This is a genomic window from Bradyrhizobium sp. 132, from assembly GCF_023074185.1.
Lineage (GTDB): Bacteria > Pseudomonadota > Alphaproteobacteria > Rhizobiales > Xanthobacteraceae > Bradyrhizobium.
In genome coordinates this window covers 33,249-50,565 of sequence record NZ_JADPKY010000081.1, presented here as the reverse complement: position 1 = coordinate 50,565, position 17,317 = coordinate 33,249, and the positions used below count along the sequence as shown (strand labels likewise).

20 protein-coding genes are annotated in these 17,317 nt (G+C 64.9%); 7 read left to right on the top strand and 13 right to left on the bottom strand.

Annotation, left to right across the window (positions count from 1 at the left end; genetic code table 11):
• Positions 1-49: 49 nt before the first annotated feature.
• On the bottom strand, positions 50-655 hold the full coding sequence (leuD, locus tag IVA74_RS14100) for a 3-isopropylmalate dehydratase small subunit (RefSeq protein WP_247344514.1): 606 nt from the start codon (positions 653-655) through the stop codon (positions 50-52).
• Positions 656-745: 90 nt separating this feature from the next.
• Positions 746-1,147 carry a metallopeptidase family protein gene (locus IVA74_RS14095; protein WP_247344511.1) on the bottom strand — a complete coding sequence of 134 codons (402 nt, stop codon included), beginning with the start codon at positions 1,145-1,147 and terminating at the stop codon, positions 746-748.
• A 155-nt stretch (positions 1,148-1,302) separates the two neighbouring features.
• Here IVA74_RS14095 and IVA74_RS14090 point away from each other — a divergent pair, with 155 nt between their 5' ends.
• The 3 genes from IVA74_RS14090 (at position 1,303) to IVA74_RS14080 (ending at position 2,606) form a co-directional block, all read left to right on the top strand.
• Positions 1,303-1,584 carry a hypothetical protein gene (locus IVA74_RS14090; RefSeq protein ID WP_247344596.1) on the top strand — a complete coding sequence of 94 codons (282 nt, stop codon included), beginning with the start codon at positions 1,303-1,305 and terminating at the stop codon, positions 1,582-1,584.
• Between the two features lie 51 nt (positions 1,585-1,635).
• Complete coding sequence (locus IVA74_RS14085; protein ID WP_247344509.1) at positions 1,636-1,902, top strand: hypothetical protein; 267 nt, start codon at positions 1,636-1,638, stop codon at positions 1,900-1,902.
• A 152-nt stretch (positions 1,903-2,054) separates the two neighbouring features.
• On the top strand, positions 2,055-2,606 hold the full coding sequence (locus IVA74_RS14080; protein ID WP_247344506.1) for a hypothetical protein: 552 nt from the start codon (positions 2,055-2,057) through the stop codon (positions 2,604-2,606).
• 54 nt (positions 2,607-2,660) lie between these two features.
• On the opposite strand, the gene IVA74_RS14075 is transcribed toward IVA74_RS14080, so the two are convergent.
• From IVA74_RS14075 to ffh, 7 genes are all read right to left on the bottom strand, one after another.
• Positions 2,661-2,870, bottom strand: coding sequence for a hypothetical protein (locus IVA74_RS14075; RefSeq protein WP_247344503.1), 210 nt, complete (start codon positions 2,868-2,870; stop codon positions 2,661-2,663).
• A gap of 94 nt (positions 2,871-2,964) precedes the next feature.
• A complete protein-coding gene (leuC, locus tag IVA74_RS14070) occupies positions 2,965-4,371 on the bottom strand; it encodes a 3-isopropylmalate dehydratase large subunit (RefSeq protein ID WP_247344499.1) in 1,407 nt (468 codons plus the stop codon).
• Between the two features lie 441 nt (positions 4,372-4,812).
• A complete protein-coding gene (rplS, locus tag IVA74_RS14065) occupies positions 4,813-5,196 on the bottom strand; it encodes a 50S ribosomal protein L19 (RefSeq protein WP_247344496.1) in 384 nt (127 codons plus the stop codon).
• A gap of 107 nt (positions 5,197-5,303) precedes the next feature.
• Complete coding sequence (gene trmD / locus IVA74_RS14060; protein ID WP_247344493.1) at positions 5,304-6,059, bottom strand: tRNA (guanosine(37)-N1)-methyltransferase TrmD; 756 nt, start codon at positions 6,057-6,059, stop codon at positions 5,304-5,306.
• 107 nt (positions 6,060-6,166) lie between these two features.
• Positions 6,167-6,703 carry a ribosome maturation factor RimM gene (rimM, locus tag IVA74_RS14055; RefSeq protein ID WP_247344490.1) on the bottom strand — a complete coding sequence of 179 codons (537 nt, stop codon included), beginning with the start codon at positions 6,701-6,703 and terminating at the stop codon, positions 6,167-6,169.
• 9 nt (positions 6,704-6,712) lie between these two features.
• Positions 6,713-7,045 (bottom strand): 30S ribosomal protein S16, encoded by a 333-nt coding sequence (gene rpsP, locus IVA74_RS14050; protein WP_247330959.1) that lies wholly within the window; start codon positions 7,043-7,045, stop codon positions 6,713-6,715.
• Positions 7,046-7,131: 86 nt separating this feature from the next.
• The gene (gene ffh / locus IVA74_RS14045) at positions 7,132-8,679 is read right to left on the bottom strand and encodes a signal recognition particle protein (protein WP_247344487.1); all 1,548 of its coding nucleotides are present in this window, start codon (positions 8,677-8,679) and stop codon (positions 7,132-7,134) included.
• 330 nt (positions 8,680-9,009) lie between these two features.
• Between ffh and IVA74_RS14040 the strand changes: the two genes are divergently transcribed.
• The gene (locus tag IVA74_RS14040; RefSeq protein WP_247344485.1) at positions 9,010-10,074 is read left to right on the top strand and encodes an MBL fold metallo-hydrolase; all 1,065 of its coding nucleotides are present in this window, start codon (positions 9,010-9,012) and stop codon (positions 10,072-10,074) included.
• Between the two features lie 145 nt (positions 10,075-10,219).
• Here IVA74_RS14040 and IVA74_RS14035 read toward each other — a convergent pair whose 3' ends face one another.
• Both IVA74_RS14035 and IVA74_RS14030 read right to left on the bottom strand, forming a co-directional pair.
• Positions 10,220-10,939 carry an SIMPL domain-containing protein gene (locus tag IVA74_RS14035; protein ID WP_247344481.1) on the bottom strand — a complete coding sequence of 240 codons (720 nt, stop codon included), beginning with the start codon at positions 10,937-10,939 and terminating at the stop codon, positions 10,220-10,222.
• A gap of 5 nt (positions 10,940-10,944) precedes the next feature.
• A complete protein-coding gene (locus tag IVA74_RS14030) occupies positions 10,945-11,742 on the bottom strand; it encodes a GyrI-like domain-containing protein (RefSeq protein ID WP_247344478.1) in 798 nt (265 codons plus the stop codon).
• A gap of 220 nt (positions 11,743-11,962) precedes the next feature.
• On the opposite strand from IVA74_RS14030, the gene dapF reads away from it, so the two are divergent.
• A complete protein-coding gene (dapF, locus tag IVA74_RS14025) occupies positions 11,963-12,838 on the top strand; it encodes a diaminopimelate epimerase (protein WP_247344475.1) in 876 nt (291 codons plus the stop codon).
• Entirely contained in the window at positions 12,838-14,091 is a 1,254-nt protein-coding gene (mtaB, locus tag IVA74_RS14020; RefSeq protein ID WP_247344473.1) for a tRNA (N(6)-L-threonylcarbamoyladenosine(37)-C(2))-methylthiotransferase MtaB, read from the top strand. The genes dapF and mtaB overlap by 1 nt, the downstream gene beginning before the upstream one ends.
• A gap of 133 nt (positions 14,092-14,224) precedes the next feature.
• Here the strand turns inward: mtaB and IVA74_RS14015 are convergent, their stop codons facing one another.
• A complete protein-coding gene (locus tag IVA74_RS14015) occupies positions 14,225-15,334 on the bottom strand; it encodes a DUF2336 domain-containing protein (protein WP_247344470.1) in 1,110 nt (369 codons plus the stop codon).
• 254 nt (positions 15,335-15,588) lie between these two features.
• Complete coding sequence (locus IVA74_RS14010; protein ID WP_247344467.1) at positions 15,589-16,290, bottom strand: RNA pseudouridine synthase; 702 nt, start codon at positions 16,288-16,290, stop codon at positions 15,589-15,591.
• A gap of 60 nt (positions 16,291-16,350) precedes the next feature.
• Between IVA74_RS14010 and ftsY the strand changes: the two genes are divergently transcribed.
• The gene (gene ftsY, locus IVA74_RS14005) at positions 16,351-17,298 is read left to right on the top strand and encodes a signal recognition particle-docking protein FtsY (protein ID WP_247344464.1); all 948 of its coding nucleotides are present in this window, start codon (positions 16,351-16,353) and stop codon (positions 17,296-17,298) included.
• Positions 17,299-17,317: the final 19 nt, after the last annotated feature.

Here is a 17,317-nt window from a genome sequence, read left to right as displayed (position 1 = left end):
GAAAAAGCCCCGGCGCTGATGGCACCGGGGCTCGTGTAAAAGCTTGCGATCAAGCCCAGGCGCGGTCGCTCTTGAGCTTCTCTTCATAAGTGTCGATCGAGGACTTCTTCTCCATCGTGAGACCAATGTCGTCGAGGCCGTTGATCAGGCAGTGCTTGCGGAACGGGTCGATCTCGAACTTGACCGTGCCGCCGTCGGGGCCGCGGATCTCCTGGTTCGGCAGGTCGATCGTCAGCGTCGCGTTGGCGCCGCGCTCGGCGTCGTCGAACAGCTTGTCGAGGTCTTCCTGCGACACGCGGATCGGCAGGATGCCATTCTTGAAGCAGTTGTTGTAGAAGATGTCGCCGAACGACGTCGAGATCACGCAGCGGATGCCGAAATCGAGCAGCGCCCAGGGCGCGTGCTCGCGGCTCGAGCCGCAGCCGAAATTGTCGCCGGCGACCAGCACCTTCGAATTGCGATAGGCGGGCTGGTTGAGGACGAAATCCGGATTCTCGCTGCCGTCGTCCTTGTAGCGCTGCTCGGAGAAGAGCCCCTTGCCGAGGCCGGTGCGCTTGATGGTCTTGAGGTACTGCTTCGGAATGATCATGTCGGTATCGACATTGATGATCTTCAGCGGCGCCGCGACGCCTTCCAGCCTGGTGAACTTGTCCATGGTTGCGCTTTCCCGGGGTGGCTCAGAAGAACCGATATTTATCGCGATCGAGCCCCAAATCCTAGGCCGAATTCGGCAGATCTCGTCTGCTCAACCCGGCTCTTGGGCCTCAATCGCGGCCATATCGTCGTCCGAGAGGCCGAAATGATGGCCGATCTCGTGGATCAGGACGTGGCGGACGATATAGCCGAGGCTCTCGTCGTGCTCGGCCCAGTAATCCAGGATCGGCCGGCGGTAGAGCCAGACCATGTTGGGCAAACGCGCCACATCGCCAAAACTCTGCTGCGGCAGGCCGATGCCCTGGAACAGGCCGAGCAGGTCGAACTCGCTCTCGCATTCCATCGAGTCCAGGACTTCCTCGGTCGGGAAGTCGTCGACGCGGATGATCACGCCCTCGCAGAGCTTGCGAAATTCCGCCGGCAGGCGCTCGAAGATGTCATGGGCCGTCGCTTCCATCTCGGCCAGCGAAGGCGCTTTCAATTCCGTCCACATGGATCCCTCTTAGCGCGGGTTCCGCGCCGATGCATCCGGCATTATAAGCGCGGCGAGGTTGACGGGCGCCGTCAAAACGGGGAGCGTAGGGCCTCGAATAGGACGTTCAAGTGGGCGGAAAAATGCGAACGAAAACAGCGCTGACGCTACTGTGCATGGGGTTGTTTTCGCAGTTTTGCGTTGGCGCGGAAGCCCAGACCGCGGCCCACGGCATCAGGCTGGCCCAGGCGGCCTCGTCAGACGATGTCCCGCCGCCGCGCAAGCGGCGGCCGGCGCGTCTGCGCGTTACGCCCTACTACACTCCTGACGGCGTCTATCCGCGCTACAACCCCGGTCCCGATGCGGTCCGCGAGTGCAACGCCACCTATGTGCAGGAATACCGCCCCAGCGGCACGGTGATCGTGCCGCATATGAGCTGCTACTGGCGTCGGGGCTGAGTTGGCCGATCCCGCCGGCAGCACCGCATGCGGGCGCAGCAGAGGTCGATCATGACGAGATGGATCGGAGTAGCGGTTGCCCTCGGGCTGATCGTCGCTTTACCCGGCGTCTCCATTGCCGCGACGCAGGATGCCGCGACAAGAAAGGCGTCGGCGTCCGCAACGGACCTCGGTGCGCGGCGTCACGGACGCCATCATGACGCTGTGCGCCGCGTCGCACCTCACGAGCCGCGTTACTACGCGCGGCCTGTCTACTACCGCCCTTATCCTTACGGCGTGCCCGCACCGTTCGTGCTCAGCTTCGGGCCGTGGTGGTGACGTCGCAGCACGACGCCGGGAACATCGTTCATTCATGAGGCATTCACGTCGCCGTCCCTAATTTAATCTCGGGAGCGACCGTCAATGAACAGCGCAGACGCACGGCGCGAACGAGCGTCGCAACTCCGCTGTCCAGATTCAGGGAGAAATCGATGCTGAGGATATTGGGTCTCAGAGCAAGCCCGATCCGCTTGCTCGGGATTGCGGCCGCCACGACGCTGATGCTGTCGGCCGGGACCACGCGTCGTGCTGAAGCAATGACTCCGATCAATCCGACGGCGTTGCCGGCGGCGAAGGCCGCAAGCGACGACATGATCCAGATTCGCCACGGCGGCGGTGGCGGCGGTGGACATGGCGGTGGTGGACATGGCGGCGGCTTCCATGGAGGAGGCGGCTTCCACGGTGGCGGAGGACATTTCGGCGGCTTCCGCGGCGGTGGCATCCACGGTGGTGGCTTCCGCGCCGCGCCCGCCTTTCATGGTGGCGGCTATCGCTACGGCGGAGTTCATCGCTTTGGCGGCTATCACCGTTATGGCGGCTATCGTCCCGCCTACTACGGCCATCGCCATTTCCACCGGCGCTATTACGGCGGCTACTATCCCTATTACAGCTATCCGCGTCGCTGCCGGGTCATCTGGACCTATTACGGCCCGCGCCGCGTCTGCCGCTGGCATCGCTGGCACCATCCGTACCGGTATTGGTAAGCACGATCGAAATGAAAAGGGCGCCTCGGTGGCGCCCTTTTTTCATTCGGTGGCTTAAAGCCAATCCTTCAGCTTCCACGAAGCCGACTTCCAGCGTGTGAGGTTCTCTAGCTTCCACTGCTTGAACATCGCCGGCGGCCAGCGGCTGAGCCTTGAGGTTTCCTCGACCTCGGGTTTGGCGACGATGCGCAGCGGTGCGGTGCGCCGCCGATGCTGGGGCGTCGCCGCGCTGATCAGATCGACATATTCAGGCTTGTTGACCATGAGGCGTGTCCTCGCGAAACCGTCGCGAGGACGCAGTATCGGCGCTGCCGATTAACGGCGGTTTGCCGCGATCGTTCAAATTGCAGGAAGCGGCTCAGCGCCACTCCCTGATGTCGACGAAGTGACCCGCGATGGCCGCGGCCGCCGCCATCGCCGGCGACACCAGATGGGTGCGGCCCTTGAAGCCCTGGCGGCCCTCGAAATTGCGGTTCGAGGTCGAGGCGCAGCGCTCTTCCGGAGCCAGCTTGTCCGGATTCATGGCGAGGCACATCGAACAGCCGGGCTCGCGCCATTCGAATCCGGCCGTGATGAAGATCTTGTCCAGACCTTCAGCCTCGGCCTGCTCCTTCACGAGGCCGGAGCCCGGCACGACCATGGCGTTGACATGCGCTGAAACGGTCTTGCCTTGCGCAATCTTTGCTGCCGCGCGCAAATCCTCGATGCGGCCGTTGGTGCAGGAGCCGATGAAGATGCGGTCGAGCTTGATGTCGGTGATCTTCGTGCCCGCGGTCAGGCCCATGTACTTCAAGGCGCGGTGCTTCGACAGGCGCTTGGCCTCGTCCGCGATCTTGTCGGGGTCGGGCACGATGCCGGTGATCGAGATCACGTCCTCGGGGCTCGTGCCCCAGGTCACGATCGGCGGCAGCTTGGCGGCATCGAGGCGCAGCTCTTGGTCGAAATGCGCGCCCTCGTCGGAGCGCAGTTTTTCCCAGTAGCGCATCGCCGTGTCCCAGGCGGCACCCTTCGGCGCCTTGGGACGATCGCGCAGGAAGTCGTAGGCTTTCTGATCGGGCGCGACCAGGCCGGCGCGCGCGCCGCCTTCGATCGACATGTTGCAGACCGTCATGCGGCCTTCCATGCTGAGCGCACGGATCGCATCGCCGGCGTATTCCAGCACGTAGCCGGTGCCGCCCGCGGTGCCGATCTCGCCGATGATGGCCAGGATGATGTCCTTGCCCGTCACGCCGTCCGGCAATTTGCCGTCGACGGTGACGCGCATGTTCTTCGCCTTCTTCTGGATCAGCGTCTGCGTCGCCAGCACGTGCTCGACCTCGCTCGTGCCGATGCCGTGCGCGAGCGCGCCGAACGCGCCATGCGTCGAGGTGTGACTGTCACCGCAGACGATGGTGGTGCCGGGCAGCGTAAAACCCTGCTCGGGTCCGATGACGTGGACGACGCCCTGGCGCTTGTCGAACTCGTCGTAATATTCGATGCCGAATTCCTTGGCGTTGTCGGCCAGCGCCTTGATCTGCTCGATGCTCTCCGGATCCGGATTCGGCTTGGTGCGGTCGGTGGTCGGGACGTTGTGATCGACGACAGCGAGCGTCTTCTCGGGCGCGTGGACCTTGCGCCCGGTGGTGCGCAGGCCTTCGAACGCCTGCGGTGAGGTCACCTCGTGCACCAGATGGCGATCGATATAGAGCAGGCAGGTGCCGTCCTCGGCTTCGTGCACCAGATGGTCGTTCCAGATCTTGTCGTACAATGTGGTCGGCTTGGACATGAGCGTCAGCTCCAGGAATGTTGTGTAGAGCGGGTTGCGCGGGTGGCGCGCGGGGCAACAAAATCGTCAGCGCAGCTTTTAGGCTGCGCGCGTAAGCTCTGACGTTGCCGAGGTCGCGAAGCGCCCGAAGAACCGGCCAGGCAGCCGTGAGCGATCGTCGATGACGATGCGCTTGGCGGACGAGAGGCTGGTCGGATCTGGAAACATTCCAAGAATATATAGCAGGCCGAATTGGAATCGCGAGGGCTTTCAAGGCTCGCGCAAGACATGCCCCTCACCCTGAGGAGCGCGCCTCGGCGCGCGTCTCGAAGGGCGAGGCCACAGGCGGGCCTGCATCCTTCGAGACGCGCTCCTCAGGATGAGGGCGAGACCTGCGAGCAGGGAACAAAAAAGCGCGGGGTTTGGCCCCGCGCTCTCCGAAACTCGCCTGTAAGCGAAAGCTTACTCGTTGACGGCGGTGGCGCGGTCCTGCTTTTTCTCGACGATGCGGGCCGACTTGCCGCGAAGGCTGCGGAGATAATAGAGCTTGGCGCGACGCACCTTACCGCGGCGCACCACCTTGATCGAGTCGATCATCGGCGACATCACCGGGAACACGCGCTCGACGCCCTCGCCGTAGGAAATCTTGCGGACGGTGAAGCTCTCGTTGAGCCCACCGCCGGAGCGGCCGATGCAGACGCCTTCATAGGCCTGCACGCGGGATCGGTCGCCTTCGACCACCTTCACGTTGACGATCACGGTGTCACCCGGTCCGAACTCCGGAATCTCCTTGCCGGCGGCGAGCTTGTCGAATTGCTCTTTTTCAAGCTGTTGGATCAGGTTCATGGGTAAGTCTCCATCGGCGCCCCCAGCCGCAGGACGGGGGCTGCGCGAAATTCGTCTATCCAGCTATTGCGGATGTGGCGCTCCTATAGGACAAGCCGGAGCGTTTGTCACCCGTCTGTCTTGTTTTTTGGCGTTTTTTGGCGTCCGGCCCGATTCGGGGCCTTGCTCGGGATTTGGGCCCACAAATCGGGTCGCCGGGCTGCCGTCAGGGCCTCGGATTCCGCCCGCCGCCAGCCAGCGACCTTGGCATGGTCGCCTGAGGTCAGGATTTCGGGGATCGGAGTTCCCTCGAACAGCTGCGGACGGGTGTATTGGGGGTATTCGAGCAGGCCGTCCGAAAAGCTTTCCTCGGTTCCCGAGGCTTCCTTGCCCATCACGCCCGGCAGCAGCCGGACGCAGGCATCTATTAGCGCCAGCGCGGCGATTTCACCCCCGGACAGCACGTAATCGCCGATCGAGACCTCCTCCAGGCCTCGCCGGTCGATCACCCGCTGATCCACCCCCTCGAACCGCCCGCAGACGACCAGGGGACCCGGACCCTTGGCCAGCTCCAGGACGCGGGCCTGGGTCAATGGCCGACCCCGAGGGCTCATCAGCAGTTTCGGCCGATCCTGTTCGCTTTCGGCGGCATCGATGGCCGCCGCCAGAACATCGGCCCGGAGCACCATGCCCGGCCCGCCGCCGGCCGGGGTGTCGTCGACGCTGCGGTGGCGATCGGTGGCCGAGGCCCGGATGTCCCGCGCCTCCAGCTCCCAAAGCCCGGACGCCAGCGCCCGGCCGGCCAAGCTCACGCCCAGCGGCCCCGGAAACATTTCCGGAAACAGCGTCAGCACCGTCGCGCGCCAGGGTAGGGGATTGGTCATTGGTCCTAAGAAATCCGTCGTCCCGGCGAAGGCCCGGGACCCACAGTCACCGCTGCCCGTTTTGCGATGATCGGCGCCACCAGCTTAACCAAAACCACGGCCTGTGGTTATGCGTCCCGGCCTTGGTCCTTGTCCTTGTCCTCGCCCTCGATCTCCTGCGGCAGCGCGATCACGACGCGGCCGCCGGCAAGATCGACCTCGGGCACCACCGCGTTCGTGAACGGCAGCAGCAGCGTCGGGCCTTTGGGTGGAGCGATCTCGATGAGGTCGCCGGCGCCGAAATTATGAATCGCGAGCACGCGGCCGAGCGCGTCGCCGTCAGGGGTGACGGCGGCAAGCCCGATCAAATCGGTGTGGTAATATTCGTCCGCGTCGGTCGCGGGCAGCTTTTCGCGCGCGACGTAGAGCTCGATGCCGTTGAGCCGTTCGGCCTCATCGCGGGTCGTGACACCCTTGAACGTCGCGACCAGATGATCCTTGGCCTCGCGCGCCTGTGCGACCTCGAACTGGCGCTTGCCGTCCTTCGACGAGAGCAGACCGTAGCGCCTGATGGCAAAGGGATCTTCGGTGAAGGTCCACAGTTTGACCGCGCCGCGCACACCATGCGCGGCGCCGATCCGCGCGACGCAGACCAGCTCCGGCATGGTCTGGCCTTAACCCTTCGCGGCGGCTTCGGCCTGCGCCTTGCGCTCCTTGCGCGGCACGGCCTTTTCCGGGTTGTTGCGCGTTTCGCGCTTCTTGACGCCGGCGGCGTCGAGGAAGCGCGACACACGGTCCGACGGCTGCGCGCCCTTGGCGAGCCAGGCCTTGACCTTGTCCATGTCGAGCTTCAGGCGGGTCTCGTTGTCCTTCGGCAGCAGCGGGTTGAAATAGCCGAGACGCTCGATGAAGCGGCCATCGCGGGGAAAGCGCGAATCGGCGACGACGACGTGATAGACGGGGCGCTTCTTGGTGCCAGCGCGGGCGAGGCGGATAACGACGGACATCTTAGTTCTCCTTAAAAGTACAGTTTGTTCGATTGATTGGTATTTTCGCGCCGCGCGGGACACCTACGACCCGTGCGACGAATTCCTCATTTCTTCTTGCCCGGAAATCCGCCGAGGCCCGGAAGCATCGGCTTGCCGCTCAGCCCGGTCAGGCCGGGAACGTTCGGCAGACCGGTGCGCAGACCAGCCGGCAAATCCTTCGGCAGGCTGGGCAGACCTTGTCCGCCGCCACCTTGCATCTTCTCCTGCAGCGCCTTCATCTCTTCCGGCGAAGGCGGCTTCATGCCGCCGCCAAAGCCCATCGCCTGTGCGATACCGGCGAGCGGCCCGCGCTTGCCCGAACCCATGGCCTTCATCATGTCGGCCATGTTCCGGTGCATCTTGAGCAGCTTGTTGACCTGCTCGACGCTCTGGCCGGAACCTGCGGCGATGCGCTTCTTGCGGCTGGCCTTGAGCAAATCGGGATGACGGCGCTCGTCGCGCGTCATGGAATCGATCACCGCGACCTGGCGCTTCAAAATCTTGTCGTCGATGCCGGCGGCCGCGATCTGGTTCTTCATCTTGGCGATGCCGGGCATCATGCCCATCAGCCCGCTGATGCCGCCCATGTTCGCCATCTGCGACAGCTGCTCGCGCATATCGTTGAGGTCGAACTGCCCCTTGCGCATGCGCTCGGCGGTGCGCGCGGCCTTTTCGGCGTCGATATTAGCGGCGGCGCGTTCGACCAGCGAGACCACGTCGCCCATGCCGAGGATGCGGCCGGCGATACGGTCGGGATGGAAATCCTCCAGCGCATCGGTTTTTTCACCGGTGCCGAGCAGCTTGATCGGCTTGCCCGTGACGGCGCGCATCGACAGCGCGGCGCCGCCGCGGCCGTCGCCGTCCACACGTGTGAGCACGATGCCGGTCAGGCCGACGCGCTCGTCGAAGGCGCGGGCGAGGTTGACGGCGTCCTGGCCGGTGAGGCTGTCTGCCACCAGCAGCACTTCATGCGGATTGGCGGCGGCTTTGATCGCTGCCGCTTCCGCCATCATCTCTTCGTCGAGCGTGGTGCGGCCGGCGGTGTCGAGCAGCACGACGTCGTAGCCGCCGAGCTTGCCGGCCTCCAGCGCACGCTTCGCGATGTGAGCCGGCTGCTGGCCGGCGACGATCGGGAGCGTCGGAATGTCGAGGTCGCGGCCCAGTACGGCCAGCTGCTCCATCGCCGCGGGACGGTAGATGTCGAGCGACGCCATCAGCACCTTGCGCTTGTCGCGCTGGACCATGCGGCGGGCGAGCTTTGCGGTGGTGGTCGTCTTGCCGGAGCCTTGCAGGCCGACCATCATGATCGGCACCGGCGGCACGGAATTGACGTCGATGGTCTGGCTTTCGGCGCCGAGCATGTTGATCAGCTCGTCATGGACGATCTTGACCACCATCTGGCCGGGCGTGACCGACTTGACGACGGTGGCGCCGATCGCCTGCTCGCGGACCCGCTCGGTGAAGCTGCGCACCACTTCGAGCGCGACGTCGGCTTCCAGCAGCGCGCGGCGCACCTCGCGCATCGCGGCGTCGACGTCCTTTTCGGTCAGCGCACCGCGCCCCGTCAGACGATCGAGAATGCCGCCAAGCCGTTCCGACAGATTGTCGAACAATGCCGTTGTCCTTTTTCACCTCTCTCCGCGAGCGCGGGGCGAGGGAGCAGAAAATCCAAACACCTTCACGCCCGAGGGCGCATAGCGCTGTCGGGCGTTGGCCTCTGGCCTCAGGGACCAGTCGGCGGGTCGAAAAGAAAGCCTTTCCGAGAAGTGGCGGGGTTAAACGCCGCTGACGCTCAAAAGTCAAGGAAAGTTAGGGGGGCGGAACGCCTTCGCCAGGGTAAGTCACTGAAAAGATGATTCTTTTGACCGCAGGTTCCTTTTTCTCTGGCCCGGCCCATATGAGGGTGATGTCCGGCCGCTCCGACCAGCCCTGAAGCTTGACCCGTGAAGATCACCCGCCGCCGCCTTTTCGGACTGCTTGCCGGGGCCAGCGCGTTGGTTGGCGTGCCCTCTCTTTGGATGTCCCGCATGAAAACCTATGACGGTCCCGCCTCCGACCATTTCGACGGGCTGACCTTCTTCGATCCGGACGGCGCGCCGCCGAAATCGCTTCGCGAGGTGCTGCGCTGGCAGTTCGGCGGCAAGCGACAGCGCGCGGCCTGGCCGGACTGGGCGCCGAGCCCCCACGCCGATGCCCCGCCGGCGCGCGTCGACGGCGACAAGGTGCGGCTCTCCTTCGTCGGCCATGCCAGCTGGCTGATCCAGACCGGCGGCCTCAACATCCTCGTCGATCCCGTCTGGTCGACGCGGGTCTCGCCCGTCAGCTTCGCGGGACCGAAACGGCATAACGATCCCGGCATTGCCTTCGACAAGCTGCCGAAGATCGATATCGTGCTGGTCTCGCACGGCCACTACGACCATCTCGACATCGCGACGCTGTCGCGGCTCGCCAAGAATTTTGCCCCGCGCGTGGTCACCCCGCTCGGCAACGACGTCACGATGCGGAGCACCGATTCCACGCTCAAGGTGGAAGCCTTCGACTGGCACGATCGCGTCGAGCTCGGCGGCGGCATCGCCGTGACGCTAGTGCCGACCCGACACTGGTCGGCGCGCGGCATGTTCGATCGCAACAAGGCGCTGTGGGCGAGTTTCGTGCTGGAGACGCCAGCGGGGAAAATCTACGTCGTCTGCGATTCCGGCTACGGCGATGGCAAGCATTTTCGCCGCGTCGCCGAGAAGTATGGACCGTTGCGTCTCGCGATCCTCCCGATCGGCGCCTACGAGCCGCGCTGGTTCATGCGCGACCAGCACATGAATCCGGAAGATGCGGTGAAGGCGCTGGCGGATTGCGGCGCGCAAGCCGCGCTGGGGCATCATCACGGCACGTTCCAGCTGACCGATGAGGCAATCGACGCGCCGGCCAAGGCGCTGGTCGAGGCGCTGGATGCAGCAAAGATTCAGCAAGAGCGGTTCGTGGCGATGAAGCCGGGGCAGGTGGTGGAGATTTAACGTCCTGGCAAACCGCTGGTGCCCCGGACGCAGCGCAGCGTCTCTTCGACGGTGCGCTGCAGAGCCGGGGCCCATGCTTGCGGCACGCTGGGTCCCGGCTCTGCGCAGCAGCGTTTCACGCTGCAGCGCGTCCGGGACACGAGACCTACTGCTCTTTTGGCTTGATCGCCCAGCTCACATTCACCGTCACCGACAGTGTTTCCTCGCCCGGTGCGACGGCGGCGCCGCCTGCGGCCATTGGAGCAGCGGCCATGCGGCCCTTGAACAGCGGCATTGGGGCACCGCCTTCGGACACGCTGAGCGGCGCACCCAGCGTCACACCGGCGGCCCTGGCATAGATCTCCGCCTTGCGGCGGGCATCGGTGACCGCCTGCTCGCGGGCGTCGTCGAGCAGTTTTGACGCCTGCGTCACTTCGAAGGAGATATTGCCGATATCGTTGGCGCCGGCGCCGACCAGCGTGTCGATGATGCCAGCGACCTTGGTCACGTCGCGGATTTTCACGGTGACGCGGTTCGAGGCGCGGAAGCCGACCACGGGCGAGGCGCCGGTGGATTTGTTCTGGCCATATTGCGGTTGCAGCGACAGCCGCGAGGTCTGGTAATCCTTCTCGGCAATGCCTGCGCCCTTCAGCGCCAGCAGCACCTTGCCCATCGCGGCGTTGTTGGCGTCGGAAGCTTCCTTCGCCGACTTGGCGTCGTTGGCTACGCCAGCATTGATCTGCGCCAGATCAGGCGCGGCGGAAATCGTGGCTTCGCCGCTCACCGAAATCGCGGACGGAAAATCGTCGGCGAGCGCAGGCGTTGCCGGCAGCGCGGCGGCAAAGGACGCAACAAGGGAGGTAAAAAGGATCGCGGGCTTTTTCATCGGTCTCACTTCAGCGGCACGAAAACATTGATCACGAGCTTGTCCTCCGCCGTCTTCAGGGGATCGGTGAGGTACTCCTCGATGAAGGTGTCCTTGGCTTCCAGCTTCTTGTCGTCGAGGTGATTGGTGATCGCCTCGTAGGTGTTGTCCATGTTGTCGTAGGAGCCGCGATGGACAAATTTCAGGGCTTTGCCCTCCGGCGATTTGCCGATGCTCATGTCCTTGGGCAGGTTCTTCGGGTCCTGCTCGACCGGGATCTCGGCAAGGAAGGTGAAGCCGGTGTCGTCGGTCGAGGTGTAGACGATCATCGAATTGCCGGCGTGCTTGATGCCCTGCTTGTCCAGCAGCGTGTTCAGCGCCTTGAAGGCGTCGACCAGCGTGTCGAAGGCCGAGTCCCAATTGGCGGTGCCCTTGACCATCACGACCTTCTTGGGCTCGAGCGTAGCCTCCTGGCCGAAGGGATCGGCGGTCTGCACGGGAGCCGGGTTTGCGGCGGCAGCGGGCGGCGGGGCGGCGGGGCTCGGTGAGGCACTGGCTGCGGGTGAGGACGACGTTGCAGGGCTTGACGTCGCAGGGCTTGACGTCGCAGGGCTTGGCGAGGCGCTGGCCGCCGGCGAGGGCGTAGCCACGGGTGCGGGCGAGGCACTTGCCGCCGGGGAGGGCGAAGCCGACGGGGCCGGCGAGGGGCTCGCTGATGCGGCCGGCGCCGGGCTCGGCGTTTGGGCCAGCGTGGCGGACAGACCAAACGACAAGGCCGCTGCCGGGATCAGCGCGGCCAAAGCGAGACAACGAAACCTGAACATTTTTACTCTCCCCAAAACCTTATGCACCAAGGCCTTAATCCACCAAGGGCTTAACCCGGCTGCGCGTCCCGGTTTGCGCGAATTGCGTCGTTCTAACACGCGAGCGCCGAATTCGTCCCATGACAGATGCGTCATGGCAGACGTCCTGACGTCAGGTGGCAAATCACTGGCCAAGCCGGCAAGGATCGCCATATAAGGCAGGCGAAATTCGGGAATTTTCATGAGCGCGCTGGCTAATCACGCATTTGCCAAGATGAACGGTATCGGCAACGAGATCGTCGTTGTCGACATGCGCGATTCCACCGCGCCGGTCACCCCGGACGATGCCCGCGCGGTGGCGTCGGCTCAAGGCGGCGTGCCCTACGACCAGTTGATGGTGCTGCAGAAGCCGCGGTTCGACGGCACCGAAGCCTTCATCCGCATCTACAACAATGACGGCTCCGAGGCCGGCGCCTGCGGCAACGGCATGCGCTGCGTGGTGCGGCGCCTGTTCGAGAAGACCGGCCAGACGACGGTGACGTTCGAGACGGCCGCGGGCCTGCTCAATTGCTGGCAGGGTCCTGCGCCCGATCTCTACACTGTCGACATGGGCGCGCCGAAGTTCGGCTGGCAGGACATTCCGCTCGACCAGGAATTCCGCGACACCCGCTACATCGAACTGCAGATCGGTCCGATCGACAATCCGATCCTGCATTCGCCCTCGGTGGTGAGCATGGGCAATCCGCATGCGGTGTTCTGGGTCGATGACGTCAACGCCTACGATCTCGAGCGCTTTGGTCCGCTGCTGGAAAATCACCCGATCTTCCCCGAGCGCGCCAATATCACGCTGGCCCATATCGTCGATCGCGACCATATCACGATCCGCACCTGGGAGCGCGGCGCGGGCCTCACCAGGGCCTGCGGCTCCGCGGCCTGCGCCACCGCAGTCGCGGCGGCGCGGCTGAAGCGCGCCGGGCGCAATGTCGAGATCACGCTGCCCGGCGGCAAGCTCGGTATCGAATGGCGCGAGCGCGACGACCACGTGTTGATGACGGGCACGGCGACCTTCGAATATGAAGGCAGTTTCGATCCGGCGCTGTTCGCGCCGGTCGGCTGATGGCCGTCGACATCGTCGCCTTCGGCTGCCGCCTCAATGCCTTCGAGGCCGAGGTGATCCGCCGCGAGGCCGAGAGCGCGGGCCTTTCAGATACCATCGTCATCAACAGCTGCGCCGTCACCAACGAGGCGGTGGCGCAGGCGCGCCAGTCGATCCGCAAATTGAAGCGCGAGCGGCCGGGAGCGCGCATCGTCGTCACCGGCTGTGCCGCGCAGACGCAAAGCGGCATGTTCGCCGCTATGGCCGAGGTCGATCGCGTCGTCGGCAATGACGACAAGATGCGCAGCGGCGCCTGGCGCGAGGCGCGTGCGGCGTTTGATCTCGGTGCCAGCGAAAAAATCGCCGTCGGCGACATCATGGCAGTGAAGGAGATGGCGCCGCATCTTATCGACGGTTTTGCGAGCGGCTTGCCGCGCGTGTTCGTGCAGGTGCAGAACGGCTGCGACCATCGCTGCACCTTCTGCATCATTCCGTTCGGGCGCGGCAATTCGCGCTCGGTGCCGATGGGCGCCGTCGTCGATCAGGTGCGGGCGTTGGTCGAGCGCGGCCATGCCGAGATCGTGCTGACCGGCGTCGATCTCACCAGTTACGGCAGTGATCTGCCGGGCGCACCGAAACTCGGGATGCTGACGAAGCAGATTTTGCGGCATGTGCCGGAGCTCAAGCGGCTGCGCATCTCTTCGATCGATTCGATCGAGGCAGATCGTGATCTGTTAGATGCCATCGCCGACGATTCGCGGCTGATGCCGCATCTGCATCTGTCGCTGCAGTCCGGCGACGACATGATCTTGAAGCGCATGAAGCGGCGGCATTCGCGTGGCGACGCAATTGCGTTCTGCGACCAGGTGCGCCGTCTGCGGCCGGACATCGCGTTCGGGGCCGACATCATCGCGGGCTTTCCGACCGAGACCGAGGAGATGTTCTCGCGCTCGCTCGATCTGGTCGAGGAATGCGGCCTGACTTTCCTGCACGTCTTCCCCTATTCGCCACGCCCCGGCACGCCGGCCGCGCGGATGCCGCAGGTCGCGGGGCCAGTCATCAAGGAACGCGCGAAGCGGCTACGCTCGGCGGGTGAGGCTGCGCTTCTGCAGCGGCTGCAAGCCGAGATCGGCGCCACGCGCGAGGTGCTGATCGAGAGCGCGGAGCAGGGACGGACGGAGCACTATCTGCCGGTGGCGATTGCGGGCGAAGAGGTGGGAAGCGTCGTGCCGCTCAGAATTACGGCTAGTGATGGCGAGCGGTTAGCCACATAGTCAGTGTCGTCGCCCGGCTTGACCGGGCGACCCAGTACGCCGCGGCCCCTCCGTACCTCACGAATGTCTCTGGAATACTGGATCACCCGCTTTCGCGGATGACGACATCTTCAACTTGGTACGCAGCGTACGCCTACAACGCCCGCACCTGCCAGAACCTGAGCGTCCGCCGCGCATTCTCCGGCGTCATGCGTGCGTATTGGCCTTGCGCCCTCGCGATGTCCGCCGGCTTCATCGCGCCCGTCGCAAAACGGCTTTCGAGCACGGCGGCGGTGGTTTCCCAGCTGAGCTGTGCCGCCTTGCACGGCACCAGCAGGCCGTCCTCACGCAGGCTCTGCATCAGTGGGCGAATCACTTCGACGGTCGATCCGGACAGTGCCGCCAACGCCGCCACGGCTTCTTCATAGCGCCGCTGCGTGGCGAAGCCGAGCAATGTCGTCTCGGTCAGCTGGCCGCCCGCCTTGAGGTTTGCAATTGCCCGTTTGGCACCTTCGAAGTCGCGGACCCCCGACATTTCGCGCTCGACGCCGACGGTGACCGCTGCAATCGCGCCCTGGATCTCGTCGAACAGATGCGTCGGCGCGCGCGACAACAGGCGGGTGCGCACGGCGTCGGTCGCCGAGCGCAGCAACTCGCGGCGCAGATCCGATGGCAGGTCGACGCGGACGCCGACGCTGACGGCGAGTTCGGGATCAGCCTCGGCCTGTCCGACGATGACGGCAAATCCGTTGCCGGAAACGCGCGCGCCGGGATTGGCGGCAAGTCGCCGGCTGACGCTGGGATAACGCCGCGCCAGCAGCGCATCAGTGACGATCTCCTTTAACCACCAGCGCCCGGCGACCGCGAGCAGATGCGGCTCGCCTTTGCTCGATGCGATCTTCACCAGCTCGCCATCGTCGAGGCGCGCGGATTCCTGGAGCACGGGACCGGCGATGCGGATCTCGTCATTGTTGGCGAGGCGGCGGATGACCGATGGTGGCGCCTGCGCGATCGGCGCGAGCTGCGCGCTGATCTCGGCGAGAGCAACGCGCGCGGCCATGTCGGCGATGGCCCGGAGCTCGATGGTGCCGATCAGGCGCTCGAGCACGTCGTCGAACAGTGCGATCTGCTCGTCGTCAAAACTGGCGGCGGAGGACAGGAACAGGTCGGTGACGCGGCGGGCGGTCGCCAGCCCCTTTTCCGCGGAGCCTGTCCGAAGCGCGGACTCGACCTCGTCGATGATCGATAACCCGGCCGTGGACATGACGCGCAGCTCGTCCTGAGCAGATTGACGGAAGCTTGTTCTAAGCAACCGCTATCATGAGGGACGAGCACTGAACGTTTCGTAAACTATAGGAAGCCCGGCGGGCACTGCTCCTCATCCTGAGGAGCCCGCGAAGCGGGCGTCTCGAAGGATGGCCGCAGGGCGAGATCCGGGCCTGCATGGTTCGCCCGGCGATGCAAGGCATCGTCCGGAGACGCGCGTTCCGCGCTCCTCACCATGAGGGTCTGAAATGGCTATTCTCCGTTCCACCCGCAGGCGCGGAGCCGCTCATGCATGTGGGGCGGGGCCGGCGCCACGACGCGGACCGGTTCCTTGTTCCGGGAGATCGGCACCACGATCTCGCGGGAATGCAGATGTAACTTCGGCTCCCCGAAGCGCGGGCCGCTGCCGTAAATGTTATCGCCGAAGATCGGCCAGCCGGTGGCTGAGGAATGCACCCGCAATTGATGGGTCCGCCCGGTTACCGGTTCCATGGCGAGCCAGGTGAGGCCATTGCTCCGGCCCATCACCTTCCAGTTGGTGACAGCCTTCTGGCCCTCCGGGTCCGGCTTCTGCCACCAGCCGCGTTCGGCATTGAGCCGGCCGAGCGGCATATCGATGGTGCCTTCGTCCTGGGCGGGGCCGCCCTCGACGATGGTCCAGTAGGTCTTGCCGATCTTGCCATGCTTGAACAACAAGCCGAGCGAGGCGGTCGCCTTGCGATGGCGGCCGAGCACGAGGCAACCGGAGGTGTCCTTGTCCAACCGGTGGGCCAGCACCGGCGGCCGCGGCAGGCCGAAACGGAGCGCGTCGAAGGAGGTTTCCAGATTGGCGCCACCCTTGGGGCCGCGATGCACCGGCAGGCCGGCCGGCTTGTCGATGACCAGCATCAATCCGTCGCGATGGAGCACGCGCGCCAGGATTTCGTCGGCGGTCAATTCGGGAACATCGAGCAATTGCAGGACTTTCGGTCAAGACTTTCGTTTGGGAGCCGGAACGGCTAACACACCGCCACCATGAACGATACCACCCCTGAGACCCCCAAGCAGAGCTGGTGGCGCCGCCTGTCCAACGGGCTGAAGCGCACCTCGTCCTCGCTCGGGACCGCGGTCGCCGACCTCGTCACCAAGCGCAAGCTCGACCGCGCCATGCTCGACGACATCGAGGACGTGCTGCTGCGTGCCGACCTCGGCACCTCGGTCGCGGTGCGGATTGCGGAGGCCGTCGGCACGGGGCGCTACGACAAGGCGATCTCGGCGGACGAAGTCAAGGACGTCGTCGCGACCGAGGTCGAGAAGGTGCTGGCGCCGGTGGCGAAGCCGCTCGAGATCGACGCCGGCAAGAAGCCCTTCGTCATCCTCGTGGTCGGTGTCAACGGCTCCGGCAAGACCACCACCATCGGAAAACTCTCGCAAAAATTCGCGTCCGAAGGCCGCAAGGTGATGCTGGCCGCCGGCGACACGTTTCGCGCCGCGGCGATCGAGCAGCTCAAGGTTTGGGGCGAACGCACAAAGACGCCCGTCATATCGGGCGCGCAGGGCTCGGATTCAGCGAGCCTCGCCTTTAACGCGCTGACGGCGGCGAAGGAGCAGGCCGTCGACGTGCTCCTGATCGACACCGCCGGTCGGCTTCAAAACAAGGCCGAGCTGATGAACGAGCTCGAAAAGGTCGTGCGGGTCATCCGCAAGGTGGACGCGACTGCGCCCCATGCGGTGCTGCTTGTGCTGGATGCCACCGTCGGCCAGAACGCGCTCTCTCAGGTCGAGGCCTTCCATCGCACTGCCGGGGTCACCGGCCTCGTGATGACGAAGCTCGACGGCACCGCTCGCGGCGGCATTCTGGTGGCGCTTGCGGAAAAATTCAAACTGCCGGTGCATTTCATCGGCGTCGGCGAAGGCGTCGACGATCTCGCGCCGTTCACCGCGCGCGACTTCGCCCGCGCCATCGCCGGAATCGAATCGTAGGTTTCTATCGTCATGCCCC